The 25,218-nt window shown below is 73.6% G+C and carries 25 protein-coding genes; 19 read left to right on the top strand and 6 right to left on the bottom strand.

Annotated elements, in window-relative coordinates; genetic code table 11:
• Window positions 1–19 precede the first annotated feature (19 nt).
• The 7 genes from IE272_RS19245 to IE272_RS19215 all read left to right on the top strand — a co-directional run bounded on the left by IE272_RS19245 (window position 20) and on the right by IE272_RS19215 (window position 6,512).
• A complete protein-coding gene (locus tag IE272_RS19245) occupies window positions 20–580 on the top strand; it encodes an RNA polymerase sigma factor (protein ID WP_007449202.1) in 561 nt (186 codons plus the stop codon).
• Complete coding sequence (locus IE272_RS19240) at window positions 577–1,380, top strand: cupin domain-containing protein (protein ID WP_050357529.1); 804 nt, start codon at window positions 577–579, stop codon at window positions 1,378–1,380. Before IE272_RS19245 ends, IE272_RS19240 begins: the two co-directional genes overlap by 4 nt.
• Window positions 1,377–2,219 carry an ABC transporter ATP-binding protein gene (locus IE272_RS19235; RefSeq protein WP_050357528.1) on the top strand — a complete coding sequence of 281 codons (843 nt, stop codon included), beginning with the start codon at window positions 1,377–1,379 and terminating at the stop codon, window positions 2,217–2,219. Before IE272_RS19240 ends, IE272_RS19235 begins: the two co-directional genes overlap by 4 nt.
• The gene (locus IE272_RS19230) at window positions 2,216–3,598 is read left to right on the top strand and encodes a hypothetical protein (protein ID WP_050357527.1); all 1,383 of its coding nucleotides are present in this window, start codon (window positions 2,216–2,218) and stop codon (window positions 3,596–3,598) included. Before IE272_RS19235 ends, IE272_RS19230 begins: the two co-directional genes overlap by 4 nt.
• Window positions 3,595–4,158, top strand: a complete 564-nt coding sequence (locus IE272_RS19225) for a hypothetical protein (protein ID WP_050357526.1) — start codon at window positions 3,595–3,597, stop codon at window positions 4,156–4,158. The genes IE272_RS19230 and IE272_RS19225 overlap by 4 nt, the downstream gene beginning before the upstream one ends.
• A gap of 171 nt (window positions 4,159–4,329) precedes the next feature.
• Entirely contained in the window at window positions 4,330–4,959 is a 630-nt protein-coding gene (locus tag IE272_RS19220) for an ABC transporter ATP-binding protein (RefSeq protein ID WP_050357525.1), read from the top strand.
• Window positions 4,956–6,512, top strand: coding sequence for a hypothetical protein (locus IE272_RS19215; RefSeq protein WP_050357524.1), 1,557 nt, complete (start codon window positions 4,956–4,958; stop codon window positions 6,510–6,512). Before IE272_RS19220 ends, IE272_RS19215 begins: the two co-directional genes overlap by 4 nt.
• 67 nt (window positions 6,513–6,579) lie before the next feature.
• On the opposite strand, the gene IE272_RS19210 is transcribed toward IE272_RS19215, so the two are convergent.
• Together IE272_RS19210 and IE272_RS19205 are read right to left on the bottom strand one after the other, a co-directional pair.
• Window positions 6,580–7,683 (bottom strand): hypothetical protein, encoded by a 1,104-nt coding sequence (locus tag IE272_RS19210; protein WP_050357523.1) that lies wholly within the window; start codon window positions 7,681–7,683, stop codon window positions 6,580–6,582.
• Window positions 7,684–7,788: 105 nt separating this feature from the next.
• Window positions 7,789–8,370 (bottom strand): TetR/AcrR family transcriptional regulator, encoded by a 582-nt coding sequence (locus tag IE272_RS19205; RefSeq protein WP_050357522.1) that lies wholly within the window; start codon window positions 8,368–8,370, stop codon window positions 7,789–7,791.
• Window positions 8,371–8,564: 194 nt separating this feature from the next.
• On the opposite strand from IE272_RS19205, the gene IE272_RS19200 reads away from it, so the two are divergent.
• From IE272_RS19200 to IE272_RS19185, 4 genes are read left to right on the top strand one after another with little or no spacing between them, the layout of a single operon-like run.
• A complete protein-coding gene (locus IE272_RS19200) occupies window positions 8,565–9,143 on the top strand; it encodes a 2Fe-2S iron-sulfur cluster-binding protein (protein WP_073960137.1) in 579 nt (192 codons plus the stop codon).
• Entirely contained in the window at window positions 9,140–10,132 is a 993-nt protein-coding gene (locus tag IE272_RS19195) for an FAD binding domain-containing protein (RefSeq protein ID WP_050357520.1), read from the top strand. The genes IE272_RS19200 and IE272_RS19195 overlap by 4 nt, the downstream gene beginning before the upstream one ends.
• Window positions 10,129–12,291 (top strand): xanthine dehydrogenase family protein molybdopterin-binding subunit, encoded by a 2,163-nt coding sequence (locus IE272_RS19190; protein ID WP_190007350.1) that lies wholly within the window; start codon window positions 10,129–10,131, stop codon window positions 12,289–12,291. Before IE272_RS19195 ends, IE272_RS19190 begins: the two co-directional genes overlap by 4 nt.
• The gene (locus IE272_RS19185; RefSeq protein ID WP_098892895.1) at window positions 12,284–13,441 is read left to right on the top strand and encodes an XdhC family protein; all 1,158 of its coding nucleotides are present in this window, start codon (window positions 12,284–12,286) and stop codon (window positions 13,439–13,441) included. Before IE272_RS19190 ends, IE272_RS19185 begins: the two co-directional genes overlap by 8 nt.
• Here the strand turns inward: IE272_RS19185 and IE272_RS19180 are convergent.
• Complete coding sequence (locus tag IE272_RS19180; protein ID WP_050357517.1) at window positions 13,428–14,117, bottom strand: TetR/AcrR family transcriptional regulator; 690 nt, start codon at window positions 14,115–14,117, stop codon at window positions 13,428–13,430. The genes IE272_RS19185 and IE272_RS19180 overlap by 14 nt on opposite strands.
• A 152-nt stretch (window positions 14,118–14,269) precedes the next feature.
• Between IE272_RS19180 and IE272_RS19175 the strand changes: the two genes are divergently transcribed.
• On the top strand, window positions 14,270–15,709 hold the full coding sequence (locus IE272_RS19175; RefSeq protein ID WP_190007349.1) for an MFS transporter: 1,440 nt from the start codon (window positions 14,270–14,272) through the stop codon (window positions 15,707–15,709).
• An 18-nt stretch (window positions 15,710–15,727) separates the two neighbouring features.
• Here IE272_RS19175 and IE272_RS19170 read toward each other — a convergent pair whose 3' ends face one another.
• Entirely contained in the window at window positions 15,728–16,414 is a 687-nt protein-coding gene (locus IE272_RS19170) for a DNA alkylation repair protein (RefSeq protein ID WP_190007348.1), read from the bottom strand.
• A gap of 274 nt (window positions 16,415–16,688) precedes the next feature.
• Between IE272_RS19170 and IE272_RS19165 the strand changes: the two genes are divergently transcribed.
• The 4 genes from IE272_RS19165 to IE272_RS19150 are packed head-to-tail and all read left to right on the top strand — an operon-like array spanning window position 16,689 to window position 18,901.
• Window positions 16,689–16,865 (top strand): hypothetical protein, encoded by a 177-nt coding sequence (locus IE272_RS19165; protein WP_190007347.1) that lies wholly within the window; start codon window positions 16,689–16,691, stop codon window positions 16,863–16,865.
• Window positions 16,866–16,906: 41 nt separating this feature from the next.
• Window positions 16,907–17,626, top strand: coding sequence for a HemK2/MTQ2 family protein methyltransferase (locus tag IE272_RS19160; protein ID WP_056699755.1), 720 nt, complete (start codon window positions 16,907–16,909; stop codon window positions 17,624–17,626).
• Window positions 17,610–17,873 (top strand): CDGSH iron-sulfur domain-containing protein, encoded by a 264-nt coding sequence (locus IE272_RS19155; protein ID WP_229897348.1) that lies wholly within the window; start codon window positions 17,610–17,612, stop codon window positions 17,871–17,873. The genes IE272_RS19160 and IE272_RS19155 overlap by 17 nt, the downstream gene beginning before the upstream one ends.
• Complete coding sequence (locus IE272_RS19150; RefSeq protein WP_056699231.1) at window positions 17,870–18,901, top strand: iron-containing redox enzyme family protein; 1,032 nt, start codon at window positions 17,870–17,872, stop codon at window positions 18,899–18,901. The genes IE272_RS19155 and IE272_RS19150 overlap by 4 nt, the downstream gene beginning before the upstream one ends.
• A gap of 38 nt (window positions 18,902–18,939) precedes the next feature.
• On the opposite strand, the gene IE272_RS19145 is transcribed toward IE272_RS19150, so the two are convergent.
• Together IE272_RS19145 and IE272_RS19140 are read right to left on the bottom strand one after the other, a co-directional pair.
• The gene (locus IE272_RS19145) at window positions 18,940–19,608 is read right to left on the bottom strand and encodes an HAD family hydrolase (RefSeq protein ID WP_057661329.1); all 669 of its coding nucleotides are present in this window, start codon (window positions 19,606–19,608) and stop codon (window positions 18,940–18,942) included.
• 51 nt (window positions 19,609–19,659) lie between these two features.
• Window positions 19,660–19,986, bottom strand: coding sequence for a hypothetical protein (locus tag IE272_RS19140; RefSeq protein WP_056699753.1), 327 nt, complete (start codon window positions 19,984–19,986; stop codon window positions 19,660–19,662).
• Between the two features lie 227 nt (window positions 19,987–20,213).
• On the opposite strand from IE272_RS19140, the gene IE272_RS19135 reads away from it, so the two are divergent.
• The 3 genes from IE272_RS19135 (at window position 20,214) to IE272_RS19125 (ending at window position 25,215) form a co-directional block, all read left to right on the top strand.
• Complete coding sequence (locus IE272_RS19135; protein WP_050357511.1) at window positions 20,214–20,780, top strand: PadR family transcriptional regulator; 567 nt, start codon at window positions 20,214–20,216, stop codon at window positions 20,778–20,780.
• A 63-nt stretch (window positions 20,781–20,843) separates the two neighbouring features.
• The gene (locus IE272_RS19130) at window positions 20,844–22,574 is read left to right on the top strand and encodes an acyl-CoA dehydrogenase family protein (RefSeq protein WP_056699226.1); all 1,731 of its coding nucleotides are present in this window, start codon (window positions 20,844–20,846) and stop codon (window positions 22,572–22,574) included.
• 100 nt (window positions 22,575–22,674) lie between these two features.
• Window positions 22,675–25,215, top strand: coding sequence for an ATP-dependent Clp protease ATP-binding subunit (locus IE272_RS19125; protein ID WP_057661328.1), 2,541 nt, complete (start codon window positions 22,675–22,677; stop codon window positions 25,213–25,215).
• The last annotated feature ends 3 nt before the right edge of the window (window positions 25,216–25,218 follow it).

The following is a 25,218-nucleotide window of genomic DNA, read 5'->3' as shown; positions in this document are numbered from 1 at the left end:
CGCCCCGCGTCTGGCCGGTGTGAGACTACGAAAGAAGCGGCCCCCGGAGCCGGCCGAGGAACATCTCCTCCGCCTGGTCGCCGACGGAGACCGCGCCGCGTTCGACGAGCTGTACCGGCGCACCTCGCCCTGGCTGGCGGTACGGCTGCGACGTCGGTGCGCCGACGAGCAGATCGTCGCCGAGGTCATGCAGGAGACCTATCTCGCCGTGTGGCGCGCCGCCGGCGCCTTCGTCGGCAGCGCCGTCGGCGGGAGCGCCGCCGGATGGCTCTGGACGATCGCGGCCCGCCGCCTGGTCGACGCGTTCCGCCGCCGCGCCCACCACGCCGAACCGCCCGTCGCCGCCGCCGGACGAGTCACCGCCCCGGCCGCCGAGGACGAGGTGCTGGCCGCCGCCGTCGGCGGAGAGGTCGGGGACGCCCTGCGGACCCTCGCCCCGGAGCTGCGGCAGGTGCTCCAGGCCCTGGTGCTCGACGGGCTCTCGGTCCGGGAGACCTCGGTCCTGCTCGACCTCCCCGAAGGCACCGTCAAGACCCGGGCCCGCCGGGCCCGTATCGCCATGAGAAGGGCACTGGCATGAGCGTCGAGCACCCCTCCGACCGACTGGTCGCCGGCTACGCGCGAGGAGACACCGATCTGCCCGCCGACGAACTGTGGGCCGTGGAGGCCCATATGGAGCAGTGCGCCGGCTGCCGGGGCCGGCTGGCCGGCGCGGCGGCCGACGTACCCGCCGTCACCGCCCTGCTGACCGCCGTCCGCGACGGCCTGGAGCCCGCCCTGGACCGTTCGACGCCCGCACCGCGCCGTCGCCGCCGCCCCATGGCCTGGGCCACCCCGGTGATGGGCCCCTGGCTGGCCATGGTCATCGGCGTGAGCGTCGTCGCGGTGCTGCTGGACCGCACCGCGGGCTGGACGCGGGGCGCACCGCCCGTCCTGCTGCTGGCGCCGGTCCTTCCGCTCGCCGGAGTCGCCGCGGCCTGGTCGCGGGGCCTGGACCCGGCGTTCGAGCTGACCGCCGTCACCCCGCGCGCCGGGCTGTCCCTGCTGCTGCGGCGCACCCTGACCGTGCTCGCCGTCGTCCTTCCGGTGCACCTGGTGGCCGGGCTCCTGACGGGCGTCGCCCTCGCGCAGTGGCTCCTGCCCTCCCTCGCCCTCACCGCGACGGCGCTGGCGCTCGGCAGCGTCATCGGCGTCGGCCGCGCCACCGCCGCCCTCGGAGCGCTGTGGACCGCGGCGGTACTGGCCCCGGCCGCGGCCCTGGGCCGGCTCTTCCTCCTCCAGCCCGAACACCTCCCGCTCTGGGCCCTGACGCTCGCCGCCGCGGCCGTCGTCACCCTGGCCCGCCGCCGCGCCTACACCACCCCCAAGAGCCTGCGATGACCCCCCGCAAGGAGCCCCCGTTGACCGTACCGACCGTCCCGACCGGCGCGCTGGACACCGCGCCACGCGTCTACGCCCATGAGATCCATGCCACCGGCCTCACCGTCAGGGTGGGCCGCGACCGGCTCGCCGTCGACGGGCTCGACCTCGCCCTGGGCACCGGAACCCATGGTCTGCTCGGCCCCAACGGCGCCGGAAAGACCACTCTGATCCGGGCGCTCGCCACCGTCCTGCGACCCACCGGGGGAGACCTCGAACTGTTCGGCCACTCCGTCCGCGACAGCGCCCGCCACCGCGAGCTGCGCCGCCGCATCGGCTATCTGCCGCAGGAGTTCGGCTACTACAAGCGGTTCACCGTCCGGGAGTTCGTCACCTACATGGCCTGGCTGAAGGAGATGCCCGCGCGGGACATCCCCGGCGCCGTGCAGCGCGCCGTGGAACGGGTCGGACTCGCGGACCGGGCCGACAGCCGGATGAAGGCGCTCTCCGGAGGAATGGTGCGCCGCGTCGGCATCGCCCAGGCCATCGTCAACGACCCCTCGGTGCTGCTGCTCGACGAACCGACCGTCGGCCTCGACCCGGCACAACGCCTCCAGTTCCGCGCCCTGCTCCAGGAACTCGGCCGGGAGAGCTGCGTGCTGGTCTCCACCCACCTGGTCGAGGACGTCGCCGCGGCCTGCACCGATGTGGTGCTCTTCGACCGGGGCCGCCTCGTCTTCCAGGGGACGCCGGAGGCGCTGGCCGCCGCCGGAACCGCCGACCAGCCGGGCGACAGCCCCTTGGAACGCGGCTACTCCGCCCTCCTGTCCGGCTCCGACCACGAAAAGGGCAGCTGGTGAACCTCCGCGTCCTGCGCACCGAACTCCTGCGCTCAGCAGCCCCCTTGGCCGGCCTCACCGTCCTGGCCTGCGGGTTCGCGTTCCTCTACGGCATCGACGGGAGCTGGTGGGGCACCACGGTGGACTGGACCGGGCAGTGGACCTCCCTGGCCCTGTGGACCCGGGGGCTGCTCGCCTACCTGTGGCCCCTGGTCGCCGGGATCGGCGCCCTGTACGGACTGCGGGACCACCGCTCCCGGATGCCGGAACTGCTGGCTGCCACCCCCCGGCCCGGATGGCAGCGCGCGGCGACCCCGGTGACCGCGGTCGCCCTGGCGCTGGTCGCCGGGTTCGGGGCGCTGCTGGTGTGGGGCGGCGTCCAGGTGGCGCTCGGCCCGACCTCGTACACCCACCTGGGCTGGCTGCCCATCTCGGCCGTCGCGCTGCTGGCCCTGGTGGCGGCCGCGGTGTTCGGCATGGGCGTGGCACGGGCCCTGCCCTCACCGCTGACCCCGCCGGCCGTGGCGGTCCTGTTCCTCGCGGTGACCGTGTTCCTGATGCAGCAGACCGACAGCGAACTGCCCACCGCCCGCGTCGGATCCCAGCTGCTCTCGCAGCTCTCCCCGGCGGTCGCCGAGCCGCGCCAGGTGCTGCTGACCCTCACCGGAGCCGTGCACCTGGGCCAGACCCTCTGGCTGCTCGGTCTCCTGGCCACCGGGTTCGCCCTGCTGAGCGCCACCCGCCGGCGGAGCCGCCTGACGGCCGTGGCGCCCGTGCTCGCCGGAGCCGCCCTGGCGCTGCTGGTGCTGCCCGGCGACGCGCGCGGCGGCTACCGCATCGACCCGGCGGCGGCCGCCCAGGTATGTGAAGGCCAGGTCTGCGTCACGGAGGTGCACCGCCACCGGCTCGACGCCCTCGCGCCTTCCGCCACCCGGGCCCTGGAGGTCCTGGACACCGCCCTCGGCGACGCGGCGCCCCGACAGGTCCGGGAGGAGACCGCGCTCCGGGCCGTGGGCGAGGAGCGCCGGCTCGCCCCGGCGGCGGTGCTCGTCAACTTCGAGGACCCGCAGATCGACACGGCGAAGGGCGACCGACTGGTGCGTCGCCTCGTCGGCGAGGGCCTCGCGCCGAGTTGCCGGGCCATCACCTCCCGGGAGTTCGGCGGCGACGAGGTGCTCGTCGTGCAGAGCGTGCTGGCGAGCTGGGCGCTGGGCGCCTTCCGGCCCATCGAGGCCGATGTGTACGACCGCGCGGCCTACCGGGCCTCGACGGGGAAGGCGTGGAAGCAGTTCACGGCACTCTCCCCGGACCAGCAACGGAGCCGGGTCGCCGAGGTGCGCGAAGCCGCCCTCGGCTGCGAGTTCACCTGGGCCGACGACCTGGCCGGGGGAGCGCGGTGACGAGCGGTCTCCTGCTGTACGCGCGATCGCGGCGGGCCCCGGCCGCGGCCTGGGCGCTCCTCGCCTCGGCGGCGCTGCTCGGGGCGGGCGCGGCGGCCGACGGCGCCGCCGATCCTCGGCCGAGCGTCCTGGCCGTGGCGGTCGCCGTCGCCTCGGCGGCCCCCGGGCTCGGCGGCCAGGACGCCGCCCTGGACCGGACGGCGGCGATCCGCTGGGCCCCGCTCCGGGCGGCGCACGTCCTGCTGATCGCCGCCGCCGTCACCCTCGTGCTCCTGGCGGCGCAGACGGCGGTGCGGGAACCCGTGACGGTGGCGTTCCTGCTCCGGGACGCCGCCGGGCTGACCGGTCTCGCCGCGCTCGGGGCCGTCCTGTTGGGTGCGGAGTACGCCTGGACGCCGGTCGTCGGCTGGCCGGCCGTCACCCTCTTCGCAGCGCCCGACCCGGCCGGGGTCGGCGGCTGGCTGCTGGCCCCGCCCGACGGCCGGGCCGCCGCCTGGACCGCCGCCGCCCTGCTGGTGGCCGGCGCCACCGGATACGCGGCGGCCGGGCCCCGGAGGTGACGGCCGGTCGTGGGTGGGCCGGGGGAGCGTCGGCGAGGGCGATGCCGGCGCTTCCGGCCCGGTGGACGAAGGCGGGCCGGGCTCGGCACCCCGGCGCGGCAGCGCGTACCGTACGCGGCGAGGAGACCGGCAACACATCAGGGAACGCCGGTAGTTCTTCCGGAGGGGGAGATGATGGTGGTTCCCGCCATCGCGGCGGACGGCGCGACGGTCGCACTGGGCGACACCACACTGCTCGCGCCCACGACGTTCTCGGTCCCGCCGGGCCAGTTCTGGTGTGTCACCGGCGGCAACGGCTCGGGCAAGACGACGCTGCTGCGCGCCTTCCTGGGCAGCCGGACCCTGACGGCCGGATCGTGCTCGGTGCTGGGGGACCCCGTCGACCTGGCGAAACCCCTGCACCGCCGACTCGTCGCGTCGCTCGTCGACCCGGTCCCGTACGCCCGGGACATGACGCTGCGTGAGCAGGTGACGCTGGTCGCCGCCTCCTGGTACGGCAACTCCGCGAGCACCGCCGAACGCGCCGGGCGGATCATCGACCGGCTGGGACTGGCCCCGCTGGGCGAGCGGTTTCCCCATCAGGTCTCGTCCGGGCAGCTCCAGCTCTTCGGCCTGGCGCTGACGCTCGTCCGCCCTGCCGAGGTCGTCCTGCTCGACGAGCCCGAACGGCACCTCGACAGCGACCGCGTGGCCCTGGTGGCCGCCCTGCTCACCGAGCGGGCCGAGGAGGGCACCGCCTTCCTGGTGGCCACGCACGAGGAGGCGCTGGTGGCGGTGCGGGACGGTCGCGTGGGCCTGTGACGACGACGCGCCCCGTCGCCCCGCCCGCGTCCGAAGCGCGCGCCCGCGTCCAGGCCGTACGGCAGGGCTACGCCCGGCGCGGCGGCAGGGCGACGGTGCGGGGTCGCGCGTACCCCGCCTATCTCGTCGCGCTGTTCACCGTCTTCTACCTGGTGCCGGTCGTCCACGCCCGGAGCACATCGCCGGCGCCCCTCTCCGTGTCCTCCGTGAACTTGTCGGCCGGGGCCGCGCCGCTGGTCTGCGGGCTCGCGGTGGCCGTGTGCTGGGGCGGCCAGCTCGTCGGCCGGTTCTGGGGGCCGCTGGTGGTCCAGCCGTTCCTGCTGCACGTGCTCATGTCCACGGACCTCTCGCCCGCCCACTACCTCGGGACGATCGCCCGGCGCAGGCTGGCGTACGCGGGCACGGTCACGCTGCTCGCGGTCTGCTCGGCGGCCTACCTCGCGACCGATCTGTTCGACCGCCCCGGCACCGCGCTGCCGGGGCTCGCGGTCACGGCCGGGACCAGTGCCGTCGCCGCCGTGGCCTGGCTGTGGGGCCAGGTCAGGGCGGTACGCGACAACCTCCTGCTCGCCGGTGCCGTCGGCGCCTCGGCACTCGTCGTGGCCGCGGTCGGCGGCACGGCCCCGGACGGCCGTTACGGTCACTGGCTCGCCGCCCTCGTCCCGGCGCTCCTGGCAGCGGCCGTCGGACCGCCGGCGTTCCGCGCGCTGCCCTCGATCGACCTCGCCCGGCTCGCACGGGAGTCGGCGCGCGCCTCCCAGGCCCGGGCGTACGCGTGGACGGGCACGCTCCACCATGCGCTCGACCTGTACCGGCCGGAGCCGCGCGGGTTCACCTCCGCCCTGATCCGCACGGACGGATCCCTGCGCGGGTATCTCGCCCAGGGGGCGGTGCGGGCGCTGCGAACGCCCGGACGCGCGGCCGCGGCGGCGGTGCTCCTTCCGGTCGGCGGCGCCTCGTTGACCCACGGGGTGGCCGGATCGGGGGGCGGCCCGGAGTGGTGGTGGTGGGCGGCCGGCTCGGTCGGGGTGTATCTGGGGTCCGGGTGGGTGGGCGAGACCTGGCGCGGTCTGCGCGACGAGCTGACCATGGCCCCGCTGTTCGGTGAGCGGTGGGGCGGGCTGCCTGCCCGGGCTCTGGCGTGGCCCGTCGTCGCCGTGACCGCCGGAACCTTCCTGGGCGGCGCCCTGGTGGCCCTGTTCCGGTGGCCACTCCCCGCCGGCCGGGCGGGGAACACGGTCCTGCTCGTCGCGGGATCGGTGGTGCTGGTGCTCGGCGCCCGGTTCCTGCGGGAGATGAAGCTGCATCTGCCGCTCGAACTGCTTCTCCCGGTCATCACGCCCTTCGGCGACCTCTCCGGACTGCGTGTCGTGGCATGGCAGTTCGACGGATTCGTCGTCGTGCTGACCGGGGTCGCGCTGATGAACGCCGTCCCGTCCGCGACCGGCGCGGCGGTGCTGGCGCTCTGCCTGGCCGCGGGCTGCGTCGGGGCGGGGCTGCGCCGGACCGGGTGGGCGCACCGGGGGCTGTTCTCCCGTCTCCGCCGGGGGTAGCACCGCGAACAGGGCCTGCTTCGCGGCGCTACCCGAAACGCTCCCGTGCCGTGCGGACCGTCCCTCCTCAGGAGCGGGAGGCGGTTCCGCAGCCCTCGTCGTCGCTTTCCCGCATGCGCTCCTCCATCGACGTGCTCCGGTCGTACGGGTCGACCTCGGCGCCGCCGTCCGGGCGGGTGGCGGCGCGCTCGGCGAGGAACGCGGGCGTCAGATAGCCGGTGTGGGTGTCGCAACCGCCGTTGGTGGTGTCCACCTTGTAGGAGACGAGGGAGAACGTCCCCGGCTCGATCACGATCTTCGCCGGGTCGTCCCAGCTCATCACCACCTCGCGGCGCACGATGGTCCGCGCGACCTCGTCGTCGCCCCCTTCGGCGCGCACGAGCGGATAGACGTAGGTGATGTCGGTGGACACCTCCACCGCACCGCGCTCGCCCTCCCGGAAGGTGACCCGGCCGCGTGTCTTGACCACGTCCCCGGCCGGCCGCGCGTCGGAGGACCGGAAGCGGCTGAACAGCAGGAGCGGGTCGTTCTCGCGATCGGGCGCGCGGAACGCCTTCTTGAGGAATTCCCGCACGTCCGACTGGTGCGGGTTGATGAGCGCCATGGCCTTGTCAGGCCGCTCGCCGCGCAGTACGGCGGGGTCGAGAGCGGACGCCGCGAGGAAGTCCTGGGTCTTCTCCAGCGCTCGCGCGACCTCGGCCCTGCTCATCCAGCCGGTCGCCCGTGCCTCGGGCAGGTGGATGCCCGCCGTTCCGTCGCTCCACCGCGCGGCCGGTGATCCCCTGAACGGCTCGTCCAGTGTGGGAGGCCGTTCTGTCGCCTCCCGCGCGGGAGGCCCGGTCGGGCGCTCCGACTCCGCGGCGAGGGGCGTGGCGCTCGTACCGTCGCCGCCGTCGAACCAGTCGGCGATCCCCCAGGGGCCGACGGCCACGACCACCACGGCGACGGCGGCCGCCAGACCGAGCGCGGCCCAGCCCTTGCCCTTGCGCCGCCGGGCCGGTGAGTACGTCCGCCACCCCTCCGGCGGGCCGTCGGGCTCTTCCCGGAGTCGCTGTGCCACCATCCGGGCCCGCGCCGACGGCTCCTCGGGCGCCCCCGCGCCCCCGGCCTCGGCCTCCTTCAGGAAACGCTCCCACTCCTCGTCCGGTATGGACGCCCCGCCCTTGCCCAACTCACCGCTCCCGTCGTGCGTGTTGTGCTCAGTCCCTCCCCAGGTCCGAGCGTTGTACGGGGCATCATCACACGGCCCGCCGACACCCGGCGGCGGGCGGTCGGGTCACCGGCCGGGCGCCCCGAAGCGCAGTCCGTCCATGACGAAATCCAGGAGCCGGCCGGCCCTCGGCTCCCAGTCCTCGTGCGGGTCGATCTGCCAGAGACCGGCGATGGCGAGGAAGAAGTCGTCCGGGGTCACCCCGGGGCGGACGACGCCGGCGTCCTCGCAGGCGCGGAGCAGCGCTCCGGCCGCCTCCATGACCGGGGTGGGGCCGGGCTTGGCGGGGCCGCCCGGGGCGCTGGTGACCAGCCGGATCGCGTCCGCCAGACCGGCCTTGGTCAAGGCGAAGCGGGCGAGGCGGTCCATCCACTCGCGCAGGGCCCGTTCGGGCGGGCGCGTCCGGAGCAACTCGCCCGCGGCGTCGGCGACCTGCTGCATCTCGTAGCGGTAGACCTCCAGGACGAGGGCCTCCCGGTGCGGGAAGTTGCGGTAGAACGTGCCCTGCCCGACGCCCGCCTTCTTGGCGATCGCGCTCAGCGGGGCGTCCGCGCGCAGCGTCAGCTCGGCCATGGCCACGCGCAGGATGCGCTCGCGGTTGCGCTGCGCGTCGAGACGCAGGGGAGCGTCCTTCTTCGGCTGGGACACGGATCCTCCTCGCGGGTTCGTGGCCGAAACCCGTCCTTGTTAACCGGACAGCTGTCCGTTACGTTTTTTCCCGTGAGCGGACAACAGTCCGGTTAGGGCTACCTTAGCGCCGGTCGCGTTCGCCGGTGGCCGGGTCGACCGGTCGTCGGCCGACGGCCCGGTTCCTCGTCACCCGACACCAGAGAAGGCTGATCATGGCCCCAGCGACCTCGTCGACGTCCAGTGCGATCACCCTGAACGTCAACGGCGAGAAGCACCACCTGCCCATCGACCACCGCACCACCCTGCTCGACGCCCTGCGCGAGCGCCTCGATCTCACCGGCACCAAGAAGGGCTGCGACCAGGGGCAGTGCGGCGCCTGCACCGTTCTGGTCGACCAGCGGCGCGTCGTCTCCTGCCTCAGCCTCGCGGTCGCGGCCGAGGGACGCGAGATCACCACCATCGAGGGCGTGGCCGAGGGCGACGACCTGCACCCCGTCCAGCAGGCCTTCCTCGACCTCGACGGCTACCAGTGCGGCTACTGCACACCCGGCCAGATCTGCTCGGCCATCGCCGTCATCGAGGAACACGCGGCCGGGTGGCCGAGCGCCGTCACCGACGACGTCGGCCCCGAGGCGGGTCCGCCACCGCTGACGCCCGACGAGATCCGCGAGCGGATGAGCGGCAACCTGTGCCGCTGCGGCGCCTACGTCTCGATCGTCCAGGCCGTCGCCCGCGCCGCCGAGGCACACGCCGAGGACCCGACGGCAGACACGAAGGAGACCGCCGCATGAAGGAGTTCGGCTACCGGCGCGCCCACGACGTCACCGGCGCGGTCGCCCTCCTCGCCGCCGACCCGGAGGCGCGGTTCCTCGGCGGCGGAACCAACCTCGTCGACCTGATGAAGTCGGGCGTGGAGCGCCCCGCCCTGCTCGTCGACGTCCGCGAACTCCCCCTGGACCGCATCGAGACCACGGCCGACGGCGGTCTGCGCATCGGGGCGACCGTCACCAACAGCGATCTCGCCGCCCACCCCGAAGTCCGGCGCCACTACCCGGCGTTGGCCCAGGCCGTGCTGGCCGGAGCTTCCGGACAACTGCGCAACATGGCCACCGTCGGCGGCAATCTCCTCCAGCGCACCCGCTGCGGCTACTTCACCGACGTCTCCAAGCCCTGCAACAAGCGGTCCCCGGGCAGCGGTTGTCCCGCCGTCGCCGGCGAGCACCACAACCACGCCGTCCTCGGCGCCTCCGGCCACTGCGTGGCCGTTCACCCCTCCGACATGGGCGTGGCGCTGACGGCGTTCGACGCCGTGGTCTCCTACGAGAGCGCCGACGGGCCCGGGCGGAGCCCGATCACCGACTTCTACCTCCCCGTCGGCGACACCCCGCACCGGGAGACGGCCCTGCCGCCCGGCGCGCTGATCACCCACGTCAGCCTGCCCGCCGCGCCCGTCGCCGCCCACTCCCGCTACCGCAAGGTGCGCGAGCGCGCCTCGTACGCCTTCGCCATCGGCTCCGTCGCCGCGGCGCTCGACATCGAGGACGGCGTCGTACGCGAGGCGCGCCTGGCCCTCGGGGCCGTCGCCTCCCGGCCCTGGCGCGCGCGTGCGGCGGAAGCCGTGCTGACCGGCGCGCCGGCCGACGGCGCGACCTTCGCCGCCGCGGCGGACGCCGAACTCGCCGCCGCCCGCCCGCTGCCCGACAACGGATACAAGGTGACCCTCATGCGCAACCTCGTGGTCTCCGTACTCACCGAACTCGCCGGGAGTGACGCCCGATGACGACCACCACGCCGGGACCCCCGGCCGTGCGCGGAGCCGTCGGCGTCGCCCACACCCGCGTCGAGGGCCGCGACAAGGTCACCGGCGCGGCCCGCTACGCGGGCGAGATCCCCTTCGCGGACCTGGCCCACGGCTGGCTCGTGCTGTCCACGGTCACCCGTGGCCGGATCCTCGACGTGGAGACCGCCCCGGTCCTCGAGATGCCGGGCGTGCTCACCGTGCTGCACCACGGCAACGCCCCCCGTCTGAACACCGATTACATCGGCCTGCTCGGCACCCCGCCGGACCCGACCTGCGCCGTCTTCCAGAACGACAGGGTGCCGTTCGCCGGCTGGCCGGTCGCGCTGGTCGTCGCCGAGACCCCCGAGGATGCCCGGGAGGCCGCCGAGGCGCTCGTGGTGACGTACGACCAGGAGCCCCACGACACCGCGCTCGTCGATGACCACCCGGACGCCTACCCCGCCGCGGGCCATATGCCCGCCGAGACGGAGAAGGGCGACCTGGAGGACCGGCTGGCCGCGTCCGCCTTCGTCGTGGACGCGCGGTACACCACCCCCGAAGAGCAGCACAGCATGATGGAGCCGCACGCGGCGACCGCCCGCTGGGACGGCGGCCGGCTGGAGGTCGTCGACTCCAACCAGGGCACGAGCTGGGTGCAGAGCGAGCTGGCCGCGATGTTCTCGCTCGACGCGTCCTCGGTGCGGGTGCGCTCCGAGCACATCGGCGGCGGCTTCGGCAGCAAGGGCCTGCGCGCCCACCAGGTGTCCGCCGTGATGGCCGCCACCGCCCTGCAGCGCCCGGTGCGCGTGGTGCTGACCCGGCGCCAGACCTTCTCGCTGGGCGGCTACCGCAGTCCCACCACCCAGCGGATCAGGCTCGGGGCGGCCCCCGACGGCCGGCTGCTGGCCCTGGAGCACCTCTCGCTGAACCAGACGTCGACGGTGTACGAGTTCGTCGAGCCCAGCGCGGGCGTCGCCCGGGTGATGTACGACGCCGAGGCGCACCGCACCGCCAACCACGTCGTACGGCTCGACGTGCCGTCCCCGACCTGGATGCGCGCACCGGGGGAGGCCCCGGGGTCGTTCGCGATCGAGGCGGCCCTCGACGAACTCGCGACACGCGCCGGTGTCGACCCGATCGAACTGCGGCTGCGCAACGAGCCGGACGTGGGCCCCGTCTCGGGGCTCCCGTTCAGCAGCCGCAATCTGGCGGCCTGCTTCCGCGAGGGCGCCCGCAGGTTCGGCTGGGCGGGCCGCGATCCGCGTCCCGGCACGCGCCGCGACGGACGCTGGCTGCTGGGCACCGGCACGGCGGCGGCCTCCTTCGGGGCCGGGGCCGCCCCGTCCACCGCCCTGGTCACGGCGGAGGCGGACGGCTCCTTCACCGTACGGATCGCCGCGGCCGACATCGGCACCGGGGCCCGTACCGCGCTGACCCTGATCGCCGCCGACGCGCTGGGGACCGCACCCGGACACGTCCGGGTCCGCATCGGCGACAGCGACTTCGGCCCCGCGATGATCGCCGGCGGTTCCATGGGCACCCGCTCCTGGGCCTGGGCGGTCACGGCCGCCGCCGCCGAACTCCGGGAGCGGCTCGCGGTCACCACGAGCATCCCCCCGGAGGGGATCACGGTGCGGTCCGACACCACCGAGGCGCTCGGGACCCTCGCGCAGAAGGAACGGCACTCCTACGGGGCCCAGTTCGCCGAGGTCGCCGTCGACATCGCCACCGGCGAGGTGCGGGTGCGCCGCATGCTGGGCATCTTCGCGGCGGGCCGGATCGTCAACCCGCTCACCGCCCGCAACCAGCTCGTCGGCGGGATGACCTGGGGCATCTCCATGGCCCTCCACGAGGAGGCGGTCCGCGACCGGAACAGCGGCGGCCACTACGCCCCCGATCTCGCCGGCTACCACGTGGCCACCCACGCCGACGTCCCGGACATCGAGGTGGACTGGGTGGACGACCACGACCCGGACGACCCGGTCGGCATCAAGGGCGTCGGGGAGATCGGCATCGTGGGCGCGGCGGCGGCCGTCGCCAACGCGGTCTGGCACGCCACCGGCGCCCGCCACCGGAACCTGCCGATCCGCCCCGACCGGGTCCTGGCGGCGACCGTGTCCGACTCCGCCGGGGCGGGCGGGGGAGCGGCGGATGCTTGACATCGCCGGTGAGCTGCACCGATGGATGGCGGAGGGCCGGGAGTTCGCCGTCGGCACCGTCGTCTCCGTCGGCGGCAGCGCACCGCGCGGGCCCGGCGCGGCCCTCGCCGTCGACAGCGGGGGCACCGCGATCGGCTCGGTCTCCGGCGGCTGTGTGGAGGGCGCGGTCTACGAGCTGTGCGCGCAGGCCATCGGCGACGGTGTGACCGTGCGCGAACAGTTCGGCTACAGCGACGAGGACGCCTTCGCCGTCGGGCTGACCTGCGGCGGGGTCATCGACATCATGGTCACGCCGGTCCGCGCCGACTCGCCGGAACGCACGGTGCTGGAGGCCGCGCTGTCCGCCGCGGTCTCCGGCGCGGGGGCGGCCCTCGCCCGGGTGGTGAGCGGCCCGGACGGGTTCCTCGGACGGGCCCTGCTCGTCCGCGCCGACGGCGCCCACGAGGGCGGCCTCGGCGGAACTCCGGAGCTGGACCGTACGGCGGCGGCCGAGGCCTCGGCCCTGCTGGACGCCGGGCGCACCGGCACCGTCACCCTCTCCGAGGACGGGACGCACTGCCCCGGCGGACTCACCCTGCTCGTCGAGAGCAGCGTGCCGCCGCCCCGCATGATCGTCTTCGGTGCGGTGGACTTCGCCGCCGCGCTGGTACGGGCCGGAAAGTTCCTGGGCCACCACGTGACGGTGTGCGACGCCCGGCCCGTCTTCGCCACCCGGGCCCGCTTCCCCGAGGCCGACGAGGTCGTCGTCGACTGGCCCCACCGGTATCTCCGGAGCACCCCCACCGACGGGCGCACGGTGCTGTGCGTGCTCACGCACGAGGCCCGGTTCGACGTGCCGCTGCTCACGGAGGCGCTGCGGATGCCCACCGCGTTCGTCGGCGCGATGGGATCGCGCCGCACCCACGAGGACCGGACGCGGCGGCTGCGCGAGGCCGGCCTGAGCGACCGGGAGCTGGACCGCCTGCGCTCGCCCATCGGTCTGGACCTCGGAGCCCGTACGCCCGAGGAGACGGCCCTGTCCATCGCGGCGGAGATCGTCGCGGCCCGGCGGGGCGGCACGGGCCTGCCCCTGACCGGAGGCGCGGAGCCCATCCACCGGGAACCGCACCGGGAGCCCCACCGGGGCCGGCCGGCCGTCAGCCGGCGCTGAGTCCGCCGCGGATCCGGTCGACGACGGCGGCGACGAGCTGGTCGAACTGCTCGTCCGCGGTGGGCAGGGGCAGCGCGGCCGCCTGCCGGAGGGTGGGGATGTCGAGGTCGGCGTGAGCGGTGAGCCAGTGGTCGGGGACGAGTGTGTTCCGGTCGTCCCCGGCCCGGCCGGCGGGCCCGTCGACCACGAGGGCGAAGGACAGCACGAGCAGGGAGAGATGGCGGTGCGCCGCGAGCGCCGCCGGGAGGTCCAGGCCGACGTCCCGCAGCAGCCGGAGGAAGCGGTCCAGGTTGAGCAGACGGTTGGGGTGCACCGAGGCCGGGGGCGTGTCCTCGTCCAGGGAGACCAGCAGGGCGCGGGGCCAGCGGCGGTAGAGCGCGCGCAGGGAGCGGGCGTAGCCGGCGACGGAGGTCTCCCAGGCCGCGGGGTCGAGCGGGGGCGGGTTCCAGGAGGTCAGCATGAGGTCGACGGCCAGGCTGACGACCTCCCCGCGATCTTCGACGTAGTTGTACAACGCCCGTACGGTCACGTCCAGTTCGGTGGCGAGGGCGCGCATCGTGATGGACGGGAACCCTTGTGCGCCTGCCATCTCCAGAGCCTTGGCGGCGATGATCTCGCGGGTGAGGACGGGGCGGCCCTTGCGCGTGGCGGGTCGGCGGCGAGGCGTGGCAGGCATGGCGACAGCGTACGGTCCCGCTTGAACTTCACGCTTGTTGACTTTAACGGTGGGTGCGGCCAGGCTGGCCGGGCACGGGCCGTCCGGGCCCGTCCGCCCGCTCTCGCCGTGCGGGCCCGTGTGCCCCCCGACGCCCGGAGGCCGGTTCCCGTATGCCCGCTCAGAAGTCCCGCCGTCTCCCGCCGCTGAGCGGGGTTCTGGTGCTCGTGATGGCCTCCACCGGTCTGGTGGTCGTCGACCTGACGATCGTGGCCATCGGGCTCCCGCTGATCAGCGCCGACGTAGCGGACGGAGCCTCGGCCGAGTCCGTGGTGGTGACGTACATGGTCGCCATGGGCGCGCTCACCCAGGTCGTCGGCAGCCTGTCGGACCGGTGGGGCCGACGGGCCCTCTTCCTCGCCGGGATCGCCGTGTTCGCCCTGGCGTCCCTGGCCGCGACCGTGGCGCCGGATCTGCTGTGGCTCAACGCCGCCCGTGTGGTCCAGGGGGCGGGAGCCGCCGCGATCATGGTGAACGGCATTCCGCTGCTCTCCGACCGCTACGAGGGCGAGGAGCGCAACCTCGCGATCGGCGCCTGGGGCTCGTTCGCCACCGCGGCGGGCCTGCTCGCACCGACCCTCGGCGGGGTGCTGGCCGAGACCTTCGGCTGGCGGGCGGTCTTCGCGGTCAACCTGCCCCTCGGCGTGGCCGCCTGGGTGCTCGCCGTACGCGTGCTGCCCCGTTCCCCGGGTGCTTCGGAGGCGGGGCGGACGGACTGGCTCGGCAGCCTGCTGCTCATGCTCGGCCTCGGCACGGGGACGCTGCTGATGCTCCGCCCCGGCGACGCCCCGTGGTCCGGGCGGGAGACCGCCGTGCTGCTCACCGCCTGCCTGGCGCTGGCCGCCTTCCTGGCCGTACAGCTCCGGGCGCCCGCGCCGACCCTGGAGCTGCGGATGTTCGGCCGGCCCGCGTTCCTGGGCGCGATGCTGGCCGTCCTGCTCTCGCGCGTCCTGACCATCGGCGGCTCGGTCTACCTGGTGCTGTACTTCTCCGACGGCCTCGGCCTGAGTCCGACCGCGGCGGGCCTGCTGATGACCCCGATCTTCCTCGCCCAGATCGTCATGGGCATGGTCGGCTCCAAGCTGATCGGCAACCGGGCCCCCGGCCTGGTCATCGGCGCCGGCTACGCGCTCAAGGGCGCCGGCCTCGCCGCCCTGGCGTTGCTGATCACCCCCGGCACCCCGTGGTGGGTGCTCCTGGTGCCGCTGCTCGCCTGGGGAGCGGGCGGCGGGATCGCGGGCGCACCCGTGATGGCCGTCGCCGTGCAGGTCACGGCTCCCGAACGGGTCGGCATGGTCGCCGGGACCGTCGCCACCCTCGCATCCCTCGGCGCGGGGGTCGGCACCGCGGCGCTCGGCGCGGTCTTCACCCTCCACGGCGGCCACGGCGCCCAGGCGGTCACCGACGGCGCCCGAGCCGTACTGGGCGTGTCCGCGGTACTCGCGGTCGTCGCCGTGCTCACCACCGTCACGCTCATCGGACCGCGCCGCGCCCCCGCCCCCGCCTCGGCCTCGGCGGAGGAAGGCGGCGATCCCTCGCCCGCCCGGAGATGAGGACCGCCGGAGGCTCCGCTACGCGGCGTCCTGCCGGCGCACCATCTCGGCGATCCAGACGGGCGCGTACGGGGACGTGCAGCCCGGAGAGGTCGGATAGTCCTTGAGCACCTCCAGCCGCTCGCCGATCCCGACGGCGCGGGCGCGGAGGCCGGGGTGGTCGATCCCGATCCGGGCCAGACAGTGGTTCATCGCCCACTGAAGGCGGTCCGGAGCGTCCTTCATCCGCGCCTCGATGACGTCGAGCAGCCCCGGGAGGTCGAGGCCCTCGGGCTTCTTTCCGACGCGCTCGGTGGTCAGCGCCCACCCGGCGCTCGCGACCACGGGATCCGGATCGGCGGACCAGGCCACCCGCAGCTCCTCGGCGTGCGGGCTCTTCTTCACCACGTAGTTCACGAGCCAGTCGTGCACCTTGGGCGCGCGGGCCTCACGCACCATGACGTCCAGCGCGTCCCGCTCGAACGCCTTCGGCCGGCAGATCAGGACGGCCAGCAGCATCGCCGCGGTGTCATCCGTCTCCCACAGCCGGCACGCGAGCTCCTGCTGCGTCCTCAGCCGCTTCGCCAGGGCACGCAGCTTTCCGAGGTTCACCCCGTGATCGTCACCGTGCTTCTCGTTCACCGCGCGCGCTCTCGGATCCTCCAGCGCGGCCAGTTCGGCCATCACCTCGGCCACCGTCGCGTCGGTCGGCGTCTCCGCGGCCACCTCGGGCCTCCTGTCGGTCCGTTCGTCGCTCGTCCGTGCTCTGCCGGCCGGAACGAGGGATTCAGCCTACGACGGACCTCCGGCGCACGGCCCGTGCCCCGGAGAGGCGCGGGGCGGCGCATGTTTGGCAGGGCCGTTCGGGGTCACTCCCCTACAGCGGCGCGAGCCACCAGGAGCAGGCCCGCCCACGTGACGGAACCTGGGGTGTGCACCGAGGACGAGGAGACACGAACCGCTCGACGACGAACTACCGCTGACCGCACAGGAGGACACGATGCGTGACGTACGCAGGATTCTGCGGGCCAAGGTGCTGAAGGCCCGCGGACTGGCCATGGAATCGGACGGCAAGGCGCTCGACGACCAGGACCGCAGGGACGAGGGCCGACGCCGGCAGGCCGAGGCGCGCCGCCAGGAGCAGCAGGACCGGCCCGACGGGCGTTCCGGCCGTTGAACGGGCGAGGGGTGCGGGTACCCGAGGGCGAGGACGGCCCGATGACGCGGCAGGCCCTGCCGGACGCCCCCGACAGGGCGCCACGGCCGGGCGCGGAAGCTCCGCGGCCCGGCCGGGTCGTACGGCTTCCCGGCGTCTACCGACCGCAGACCGACACGCTTCTGCTCGCCCTGGCCATGCGCCGCGAGGGGATCGGGCCGGGCACGGACCTGCTGGACCTCTGCACCGGGAGCGGCGCACTGGCCCTGCACGCCGCCCGGCTCGGCGCCCGCGTCACCGCGGTGGACATCAGCCGCCGGGCCGTGGCGTCCGCACGGCTGAACACCGCGCTCGCCCGCCTGCCCGTCACCGTACGGCGGGGGGACCTGCTCCGGGCCCTGCCAGGACGTACGTTCGACGCTGTCGTCAGCAACCCCCCGTACGTTCCGGCCCCCGACCCGACGGCTCCACGGCACGGGGCAGGCCGCTCCTGGGACGCGGGCCCCGACGGCCGGGTCGTCCTCGACCGTATCTGCGACGACGCCTTCGCCGCCCTGCGCCCCGGCGGTCTGCTTCTGCTGGTCCAGTCGGGACTGAGCCGACCCGAGGACACGGTCGGCCGGCTGACCGAGGCCGGGCTGGACGTCACCGTGACCGACCGGGTGACGATCCCGTTCGGACCGGTCACCCGCCGCCGGGCCGCCTGGCTGCGGGCACGTGGCCTGCTGCGGGACCGCCTGGACAGGGAAGAGCTGGTGGTGATCCGTGCCCGGAAGGAATGAGACGCCGCGCCGCGTGGTGATGAACCGGGAAGGCCCGATCCTGGTGGAAGGGCCGGTCGAGGTCGTGGGCGACGACGGCACGACGGCCCGGTCCGACCGCTTCGTCGTCGCGATCTGCACCTGCCGCCGCAGCCGCGCCTACCCCTGGTGCGACACCAGCCACCGCCGCCGCGAGCGCGCCGGGTCCTCCGGGGCCCCGCCCGGCGGCCGACAGCCCCAGCAGGGCGAGGAGGAGTCCCGACCGTGACGACCCCGGCCACCACCCCCCACCGGAGCCCCGCGGACTCTCCCGGACTTCCCCGGGCCCGCGGACCCCTGAGCGGGAGCGTCCTCGCCGCACTGGCGGGCGGCGGAACCCGTCTGCCCGAAACCGGTGCGGTCCGCGCGTCCGACCCGTACGGGGACGACCTGCAACTGCTCCTGTACGTCCTGTACGAGCTCCACTATCGCGGCTTCGCGGGCGTGGACGAGCGCCTGGAATGGGACCCCGCCCTGCTCGGCGTGCGCGCGGCGGCCGAGGACGTCTTCCTGGACGCGCTGCGCCGTGACAGCGGCCCGGGCGGGAACGACGTGGCGGAGGCGGTCGACGCGCTCCAACTGGAACCCGTCGGGGACGACGGCCACAGCGTCAGCCACCACCTCCAGCGGGAGGGGGAGCTGTGGCAGCTGCGCGAGTACGCCGCCGTGCGTTCCCTCTACCACCTGAAGGAAGCCGATCCGCATCTGTGGGTGGTGCCCAGGCTCCGCGGCCGGGCGAAGGCGGCGATGGTCGCCGTGGAGTTCGACGAGTTCGGAGCGGGCCGGGCGGAGGACATCCACGCCCAGCTCTTCGCCGACCTGATGACCGACCTCGGCCTCGACGCGCGGTACGGCCGCTACCTCGACGCCGCGCCCGCCCAGGCCCTGGCCACCGTCAACCTGATGTCTCTGTTCGGGCTCCACCGGCGGCTGCGCGGCGCGCTGGTCGGGCACTTCGCCACCGTGGAGATCACCTCGCCCCCCGGGTCGAGGAGGCTGGCCGAGGCACTGCGCCGCGTGGGCGCGGGTGTCGATGCCCAGCGGTTCTACGACGAGCACGTGGAAGCCGACGCGGTCCACGAACAGGTGGTGCGCCACGAGGTGATCGGCGGCCTGCTGGAGGACGAGCCGGGGCTGGCGGCCGACGTCGTCCTGGGCATCGAGGCGACCGGCCACCTGGAGGACCTCCTCGGGGACCACCTGTTGGCGGCATGGCGTGACGGGCACACCGCGCTGCGCACACACCCCCACCCCTGACGCCGGAGAGCCTCGCGTGACGCCCTGAGAGCCCCGCGTCAGCCGGGGGCCGGACCGAAGGGGCTCTCGTCGAGGCGGTCGAGCAGCTCGGCCACGTCCCGGTAGACCGCTTCCGCTCCCGCCCGCTCCAGGTCGGCGCGCGGGATGCCGCCCGACAGGAGTGCCACCGCGCCCACCCCGGCCCGGGCCGCCGCCTCCATGTCCCACACCGTGTCGCCCACGAAGACCGCCCGCCCCGCACCGACCCCGGCCAGCCGGCAGGCCAGCTCCACGGGCTCCGGGGAGGGTTTGCCCCGCTCGACGTCGTCCGAGCTCGCCGTGGCCCGGATCGCGTCGTCCGCGTCCACCGCCCGCCGCAGTGCCGCGAGTTCGGCCCCGCTCGCCGACGTGGCGAGAACGATCCGCCAGTCGCGTCCGGCCAGCGTGCGCAGCAGATCGCCCGCGCCCCGGAAGGCGGGGAGGCGGTCGAAGTACGTCGCGTAGAGCACGGTGTGCGCGGAGCTGATCGCCGCATCCTGCTCGGGGTCCCGGTCGGACCCCAGCAGCCGCTTGATCAGATCACCTGAGCCGAGGCCGACCGCCCGGTGGATGTCCGGCATCGCCACGGTGTGCCCGGACTGCCGGAAGGCCTCCCACCACGCCACTACATGGAGGTGGTTGGTATCGGTGAGCGTGCCGTCCACATCGAAGATCGCCGCGCCTGTCATGGTCTCCCGTTTCCGTCGTCGGGCCTCGCGGCCCTGGACCTCCGCCGGGCATCAGCGTCCGAGGGCCTTGCGGAGCTGTTCCTTGTTCATGTTGGAACGCCCGTCGATGTTCTTCTTCCTGGCCTCTTCGTAGAGCTGGTCCTTCGTGGGGCCCTGCGCGCCCTTGTGGGAGCGTTCGCCGCCGCGCTGATAGGCGGACTTCTTGTCCTGCGTGGAGGTCCTGCTCGCCGTCTCCGACTCGCCGGACCGGGCACGCTGCTTGTTCACGGTCCGGGCCGCGATCTCCTTCGCGCGTCCCTTCGAAACGCCCCGTTCTTCCTGGCTCTCCTTGATGTGCTCGTACTGTCGCTCACGCTTCCTGCTGGACCCAGCGGGCATGATGCGCTCCTCCTCCACCGCTCTTCCATGGGCGTCGGGCCCGGAATCGCGCCACCGACGACACGGTGGCGCCCCTTCTCCGAGAGCTTCCACCGCGTTTCCCGTACGGATCCCACTAAACAACGCCCGCCGGAATGGCGCTCCCGGACGCCCGGACCCGGGTGAGCCGTGTCTCACCGGGGCTCCACGACTTGTCTATGCAACGAGTTGCATAGAAGGATCGAGGTATGGCCCTCGACCACGCGATCCTCGTCTCCCTGCTGGAGCAGCCCGGCTCCGGCTATGAGCTGGCCCGGCGTTTCGAGCGGTCCATCGGGTACTTCTGGACCGCCACCCACCAGCAGATCTACCGCGTGCTCGGGCGCATGGTGGGCGACGGCCTGCTCCTCGTCCGCGAGGTGGAGCAGCAGGGCCGGCCGGACAAGAAGGAGTACTCCGTCACCGGGCCCGGCCGCTCGGCGCTCGCCGTGTGGCTGCACAAGCCGATCGAACCGGAGAGCCTCCGGCACGACCTGGCCGTGAAGATCAGGGGTGCGGCCTTCGACGACCCGGCCGCCCTGATCCGCGAGGTCGAACGGCACCACCAGGTGCACCGGGACCGGCTCGCGCACTACCTCGCCGGCGAACTGCGCGACTTCACCGGGCCCGACGCCCCCGTGCCTCCGGACGCGGGCCAGGAGCTCCAGCACGTCGTGCTGCGCGGCGGCATCGCGTTCGAGCGCATGACGATCGCCTGGCTCGACGACGTACTCGACACCCTCAACCGGCTCGCGGCTCCGGGGCCGGACGCCTGAACGGCGTCCCGGCCGCCGTCCCCGTGACCACCAGAACCCTCACCCTTCCCGGAAGGCACCGCCATGGCTGAGTCCGCGTCCTTGCTGTTCAACCCGCGTACCTACGACCCCCAGCACTTCGACCCGGAGACCCGCAGGCTGCTGCGCGCCACCGTCGACTGGTTCGAGGAGCGCGGCAAGCGCCGGCTGATCGAGGACTACCGATCCCGCGCCTGGCTGGGCGACTTCCTCGCCTTCTCCGCGAAGGAGGGGCTGTTCGCGACCTTCCTCACCCCGGCCTCCGCCGCCGGGAGCGAGGACCAGCGCTGGGACACCGCCCGGATCGCCGCACTCAACGAGATCTTCGGGTTCTACGGCCTGGACTACTGGTACGCCTGGCAGGTGACCATCCTCGGTCTTGGCCCGGTCTGGCAGAGCGACAACGCCGCGGCCCGCGACCGGGCGGCCGAACTCCTCTCCCGGGGCGAGGTGTTCGCCTTTGGTCTCTCCGAGAAGACCCACGGCGCCGACATCTACTCCACCGACATGCTGCTGGAGCCGGACAGCGAGGTCGACGGCGGCTTCCGGGCCTCCGGCTCCAAGTACTACATCGGCAACGGCAACGCCGCCGGTCTCGTCTCCGTCTTCGGCCGTCGCACGGACGTCGAGGGGCCCGACGGGTACGTCTTCTTCGCGGCCGACAGCCGCCACGAGGCTTACCACCTGGTGAAGAACGTCGTCGACTCCTCGAAGTACGTCAGCGAGTTCCGCCTCGACGGCTACCCGGTGGCCCCCGCCGACATCCTGCACACCGGCCGCGCCGCCTTCGACGCCGCGCTCAACACCGTCAACGTCGGCAAGTTCAACCTCTGCACCGCCTCCATCGGCATCTGCGAGCACGCGATGTACGAGGCTGTCACCCACGCGAGCAACCGCATCCTCTACGGCCGCCCCGTCACCGCCTTCCCGCACGTGCGCCGCGAGCTGACCGACGCCTACGTCCGGCTCGTCGGGATGAAGCTGTTCAGCGACCGCGCCGTCGACTACTTCCGCTCCGCCGGACCCGAGGACCGCCGCTACCTGCTCTTCAACCCGATGACGAAGATGAAGGTGACCACGGAGGGCGAGAAGGTCATCGACCTCATGTGGGACGTCATCGCCGCCAAGGGTTTCGAGAAGGACAACTACTTCGCCCAGGCCGCCGTCGAGATCCGGGGCCTGCCGAAGCTGGAGGGCACGGTCCACGTGAACCTCGCCCTGATCCTCAAGTTCATGCGGAACCACCTGCTCAACCCGGTCGACTACCCGGCCGTCCCCACCCGCCTCGACGCCTCCGACGACGCGTTCCTCTTCCAGCAGGGACCTGCGCGCGGTCTCGGCTCCGTACGCTTCCACGACTGGCGCACCGCGTTCGACGCGTACGCCGAGGTGGAGAACGTCGCCCGCTTCCGCGAGCAGGCCGACGCCCTGTGCGCGTTCGTCGAGACGGCCGCCCCGGACGAGGAGCAGAGCCGTGACCTCGACCTCCTCCTCGCCGTCGGCCAGCTCTTCGCGCTCGTCGTCCACGGCCAGCTGATCCTGGAGCAGGCCCGGCTGACCGGCCTGGACCAGGAGCTGCTGGACGAACTGTTCGCCGTGCTCGTACGCGACTTCTCCGCACACGCCGTCGAGCTGCACGGCAAGGACTCCGCCACCGAGGAGCAGCAGAGCTGGGCGCTCGGCGCGGTACGCCGTCCCGTCGTCGACGCGGCCCGTTCGGCGCGGATCTGGGAGCGCGTCGAGGCGCTGTCGGGGGCGTACGAGATGGCGGAGTAGCCCGCTCCGGGCCGGGGAGGCGGCCGGGGCCCGTTCCGTTTGCGGGGCGGTGGACATCGCGTTTGAGTGGGAGAGCCCCCCTCGCCTCCCTGGAGCTGATATGTCGATGGCGTTCGGTTCACCCCTCGGTCCGTCCGATCCGTTCAGTGACCTGTTGAACCGGTTCTTCGGGATGTCGCCCGCGTCGTCGCCCCCGGCCATGCAGCGCGTCCCGATCGGGCGGCTGCTGACGGAGTCCTCCCACGAACTGCTGGGCCGGGCCACGAGCAAGGCGGCCGACGACGGAACGGCGGACCTCGACACCGAGCACCTGCTGTGGGCGGCGACGCAGGTCGAGCCCTCGCGCGGGCTGCTCTCCCGGGCCGGGGTCGACCCCGACGCCCTCGCCGGGCAGCTCGACGAGGTGCTGCCCCGGGAGGCGGGCGAGCCGTCCGCCGAGCCCGGACTCACCCCGGCGGCCAAGCGGACCCTCACCGCCGCCTACGCCCGCTCGCAGGCGGCGGGGGTGTCCTACATCGGCCCCGAGCACATCCTGGGCGCGCTCATCGACGACGCGGACTCCGGGGCCTCCCGCTTCCTGGGCGCGGACGACCTGGACGTGGGGAAGCTGCGCGGCGCCACGGACCGGGCGGCGGGCGGGAACGGGGCTTCCGGCGGGGGGAAGCAGCCCTCGACGACCCTGGACGAGTTCGGCAGGGACCTGACGGAGGAGGCGAAGGCGGGGAAGCTCGACCCCGTCGTCGGGCGGGCCGAGGAGATCGAGCAGACCATCGAGATCCTCTCGCGGCGCTCCAAGAACAACCCCGTCCTCATCGGCGAGCCCGGCGTCGGCAAGACCGCCATCGTGGAGGGACTCGCCCAGAGCATCGTCGCGGGCGAGGTGCCCGACACGCTGAAGGACAAGCGGGTCGTCTCCCTGGACCTGTCCGGCATGGTCGCCGGAGCCCAGTACCGCGGACAGTTCGAGGAACGGCTGAAGAAGGTCATCGAGGACGTCCAGCAGGCGAGCGGGGAGATCATCCTCTTCATCGACGAACTCCACACCGTCGTCGGAGCGGGCGCGACGGGCGAGGGCTCGATGGACGCGGGCAACATGCTCAAGCCCGCCCTCGCACGCGGCGAGCTCCACGTCGTGGGCGCGACGACGATCGACGAGTACCGCAAGCACATCGAGAAGGACGCCGCCCTGGAGCGCCGCTTCCAGCCCGTCCTGGTCCCGGAGCCGACCGTCGAGGAGACCGTACAGATCCTCGAAGGGCTGCGGGACGCGTACGAGGCCCACCACCAGGTCCGCTTCGCCGACGGGGCCCTGACGGCGGCGGCCGAGCTGTCCGACCGCTACATCAGCGACCGCTTCCTGCCCGACAAGGCCATCGACCTGATGGACCAGGCCGGGGCCCGCGTACGGCTGCGCAGCGCGAACCGCTCCACCGAGGTCGTCAGCCGTGAGGACCGCCTCGCCAAACTGCGGCGCGAGAAGGACGAGGCCGTCGCCGGCGAGGAGTTCGAGAAGGCCTCCGGGCTGAAGCGGCAGATCACCGAGGTGGAGGGGGAACTCGCCGGGATCGAGGAACGCCGCGAGGGCGTCGTCTCGGTCACGGCCTCCGACATCGCCGACATCGTCTCCCGCCGCACCGGCATCCCGGTCTCCCAGCTCACCGCCGGCGAGAAGGAGAAGCTCCTCAAGCTGGAGGAGGAGATGCACGCCAGGATCGTCGGCCAGGACGAGGCGGTCACCGCGGTCTCCCAGGCCGTACGCCGCAACCGTGCGGGCATGGGTGACCCGAACAGGCCCGTCGGCTCGTTCCTCTTCCTCGGGCCCACCGGCGTCGGCAAGACCGAGCTCGCCAAGACGCTGGCCGAGCTGCTGTTCGGCGACGACGACCGCATGGTCCGGTTCGACATGAGCGAGTTCCAGGAGAAGCACACGGTCGCCCGGCTCGTCGGAGCGCCGCCCGGATACGTCGGTTACGACGAGGCCGGCCAGCTGACCGAGAAGGTGCGGCGCAACCCCTACAGCGTGGTGCTGTTCGACGAGGTCGAGAAGGCGCACCCCGACGTATTCAACACGCTGCTCCAGATCCTCGACGACGGCCGGCTCACGGACGGACAGGGCCGCACGGTCGACTTCCGCCACTGCGTCGTCATCATGACGTCCAACATCGGCGCCCACCGCATCCTCGCCCACCAGGGAGACGCCGCCGAGCTCAAGGACGAGCTGATGGAGGATCTGAGGGGCCGGTTCCTGCCCGAGTTCCTCAACCGCATCGACGACATCATCGTCTTCCACAGCCTCACCGAGGCCGACCTGTCCGAGATCGTCGAGCACCTGCTGGACCGCAGCAAGCACCGCGTCCACGCCCAGGGCATGACCCTGGAGGTCACCGAAGCGGCGAAGAAGCTCCTCGTCGCCCACGGCTACCAGCCGGAGTTCGGCGCCCGCCCGCTGCGCCGCACGATCCAGACGGAACTGGACAACCGCGTCGCCTCCCTGCTGCTCGGCGGCGAGGCCGACCCCGGGGACACGATCGTCGCCGACGTGGTCGACGACTCCCTGCACTGCACGATCCGCAAGGGCGACGACGCCGCGAAGGCCCCCGGGGCCGCCGCGGCGACCGCCGCCCCCGACGGCAAGGAGTGATCG

Origin of the sequence: Streptomyces anulatus (genome assembly GCF_014650675.1) — a bacterium.
Lineage (GTDB): Bacteria > Actinomycetota > Actinomycetes > Streptomycetales > Streptomycetaceae > Streptomyces > Streptomyces anulatus.
Note: the sequence above shows the minus strand (reverse complement) of the source record. Positions and strands in the feature narration are given on the sequence as shown.

Coding starts and splice junctions, on each gene's coding strand:
- IE272_RS19180 (WP_050357517.1), bottom strand. CDS start 14,117: ATGCCTGCCACGCCTCGCCGCCGACCCGCCACGCGCAAGGGCCGCCCC.
- IE272_RS19195 (WP_050357520.1), top strand. CDS start 9,140: ATGAAGGAGTTCGGCTACCGGCGCGCCCACGACGTCACCGGCGCGGTC.
- IE272_RS19165 (WP_190007347.1), top strand. CDS start 16,689: ATGCGTGACGTACGCAGGATTCTGCGGGCCAAGGTGCTGAAGGCCCGC.
- IE272_RS19135 (WP_050357511.1), top strand. CDS start 20,214: ATGGCCCTCGACCACGCGATCCTCGTCTCCCTGCTGGAGCAGCCCGGC.
- IE272_RS19160 (WP_056699755.1), top strand. CDS start 16,907: ATGACGCGGCAGGCCCTGCCGGACGCCCCCGACAGGGCGCCACGGCCG.
- IE272_RS19190 (WP_190007350.1), top strand. CDS start 10,129: ATGACGACCACCACGCCGGGACCCCCGGCCGTGCGCGGAGCCGTCGGC.
- IE272_RS19185 (WP_098892895.1), top strand. CDS start 12,284: ATGCTTGACATCGCCGGTGAGCTGCACCGATGGATGGCGGAGGGCCGG.
- IE272_RS19140 (WP_056699753.1), bottom strand. CDS start 19,986: ATGCCCGCTGGGTCCAGCAGGAAGCGTGAGCGACAGTACGAGCACATC.
- IE272_RS19145 (WP_057661329.1), bottom strand. CDS start 19,608: ATGACAGGCGCGGCGATCTTCGATGTGGACGGCACGCTCACCGATACC.
- IE272_RS19240 (WP_050357529.1), top strand. CDS start 577: ATGAGCGTCGAGCACCCCTCCGACCGACTGGTCGCCGGCTACGCGCGA.
- IE272_RS19175 (WP_190007349.1), top strand. CDS start 14,270: ATGCCCGCTCAGAAGTCCCGCCGTCTCCCGCCGCTGAGCGGGGTTCTG.
- IE272_RS19200 (WP_073960137.1), top strand. CDS start 8,565: ATGGCCCCAGCGACCTCGTCGACGTCCAGTGCGATCACCCTGAACGTC.
- IE272_RS19130 (WP_056699226.1), top strand. CDS start 20,844: ATGGCTGAGTCCGCGTCCTTGCTGTTCAACCCGCGTACCTACGACCCC.
- IE272_RS19220 (WP_050357525.1), top strand. CDS start 4,330: ATGATGGTGGTTCCCGCCATCGCGGCGGACGGCGCGACGGTCGCACTG.
- IE272_RS19235 (WP_050357528.1), top strand. CDS start 1,377: ATGACCCCCCGCAAGGAGCCCCCGTTGACCGTACCGACCGTCCCGACC.
- IE272_RS19125 (WP_057661328.1), top strand. CDS start 22,675: ATGTCGATGGCGTTCGGTTCACCCCTCGGTCCGTCCGATCCGTTCAGT.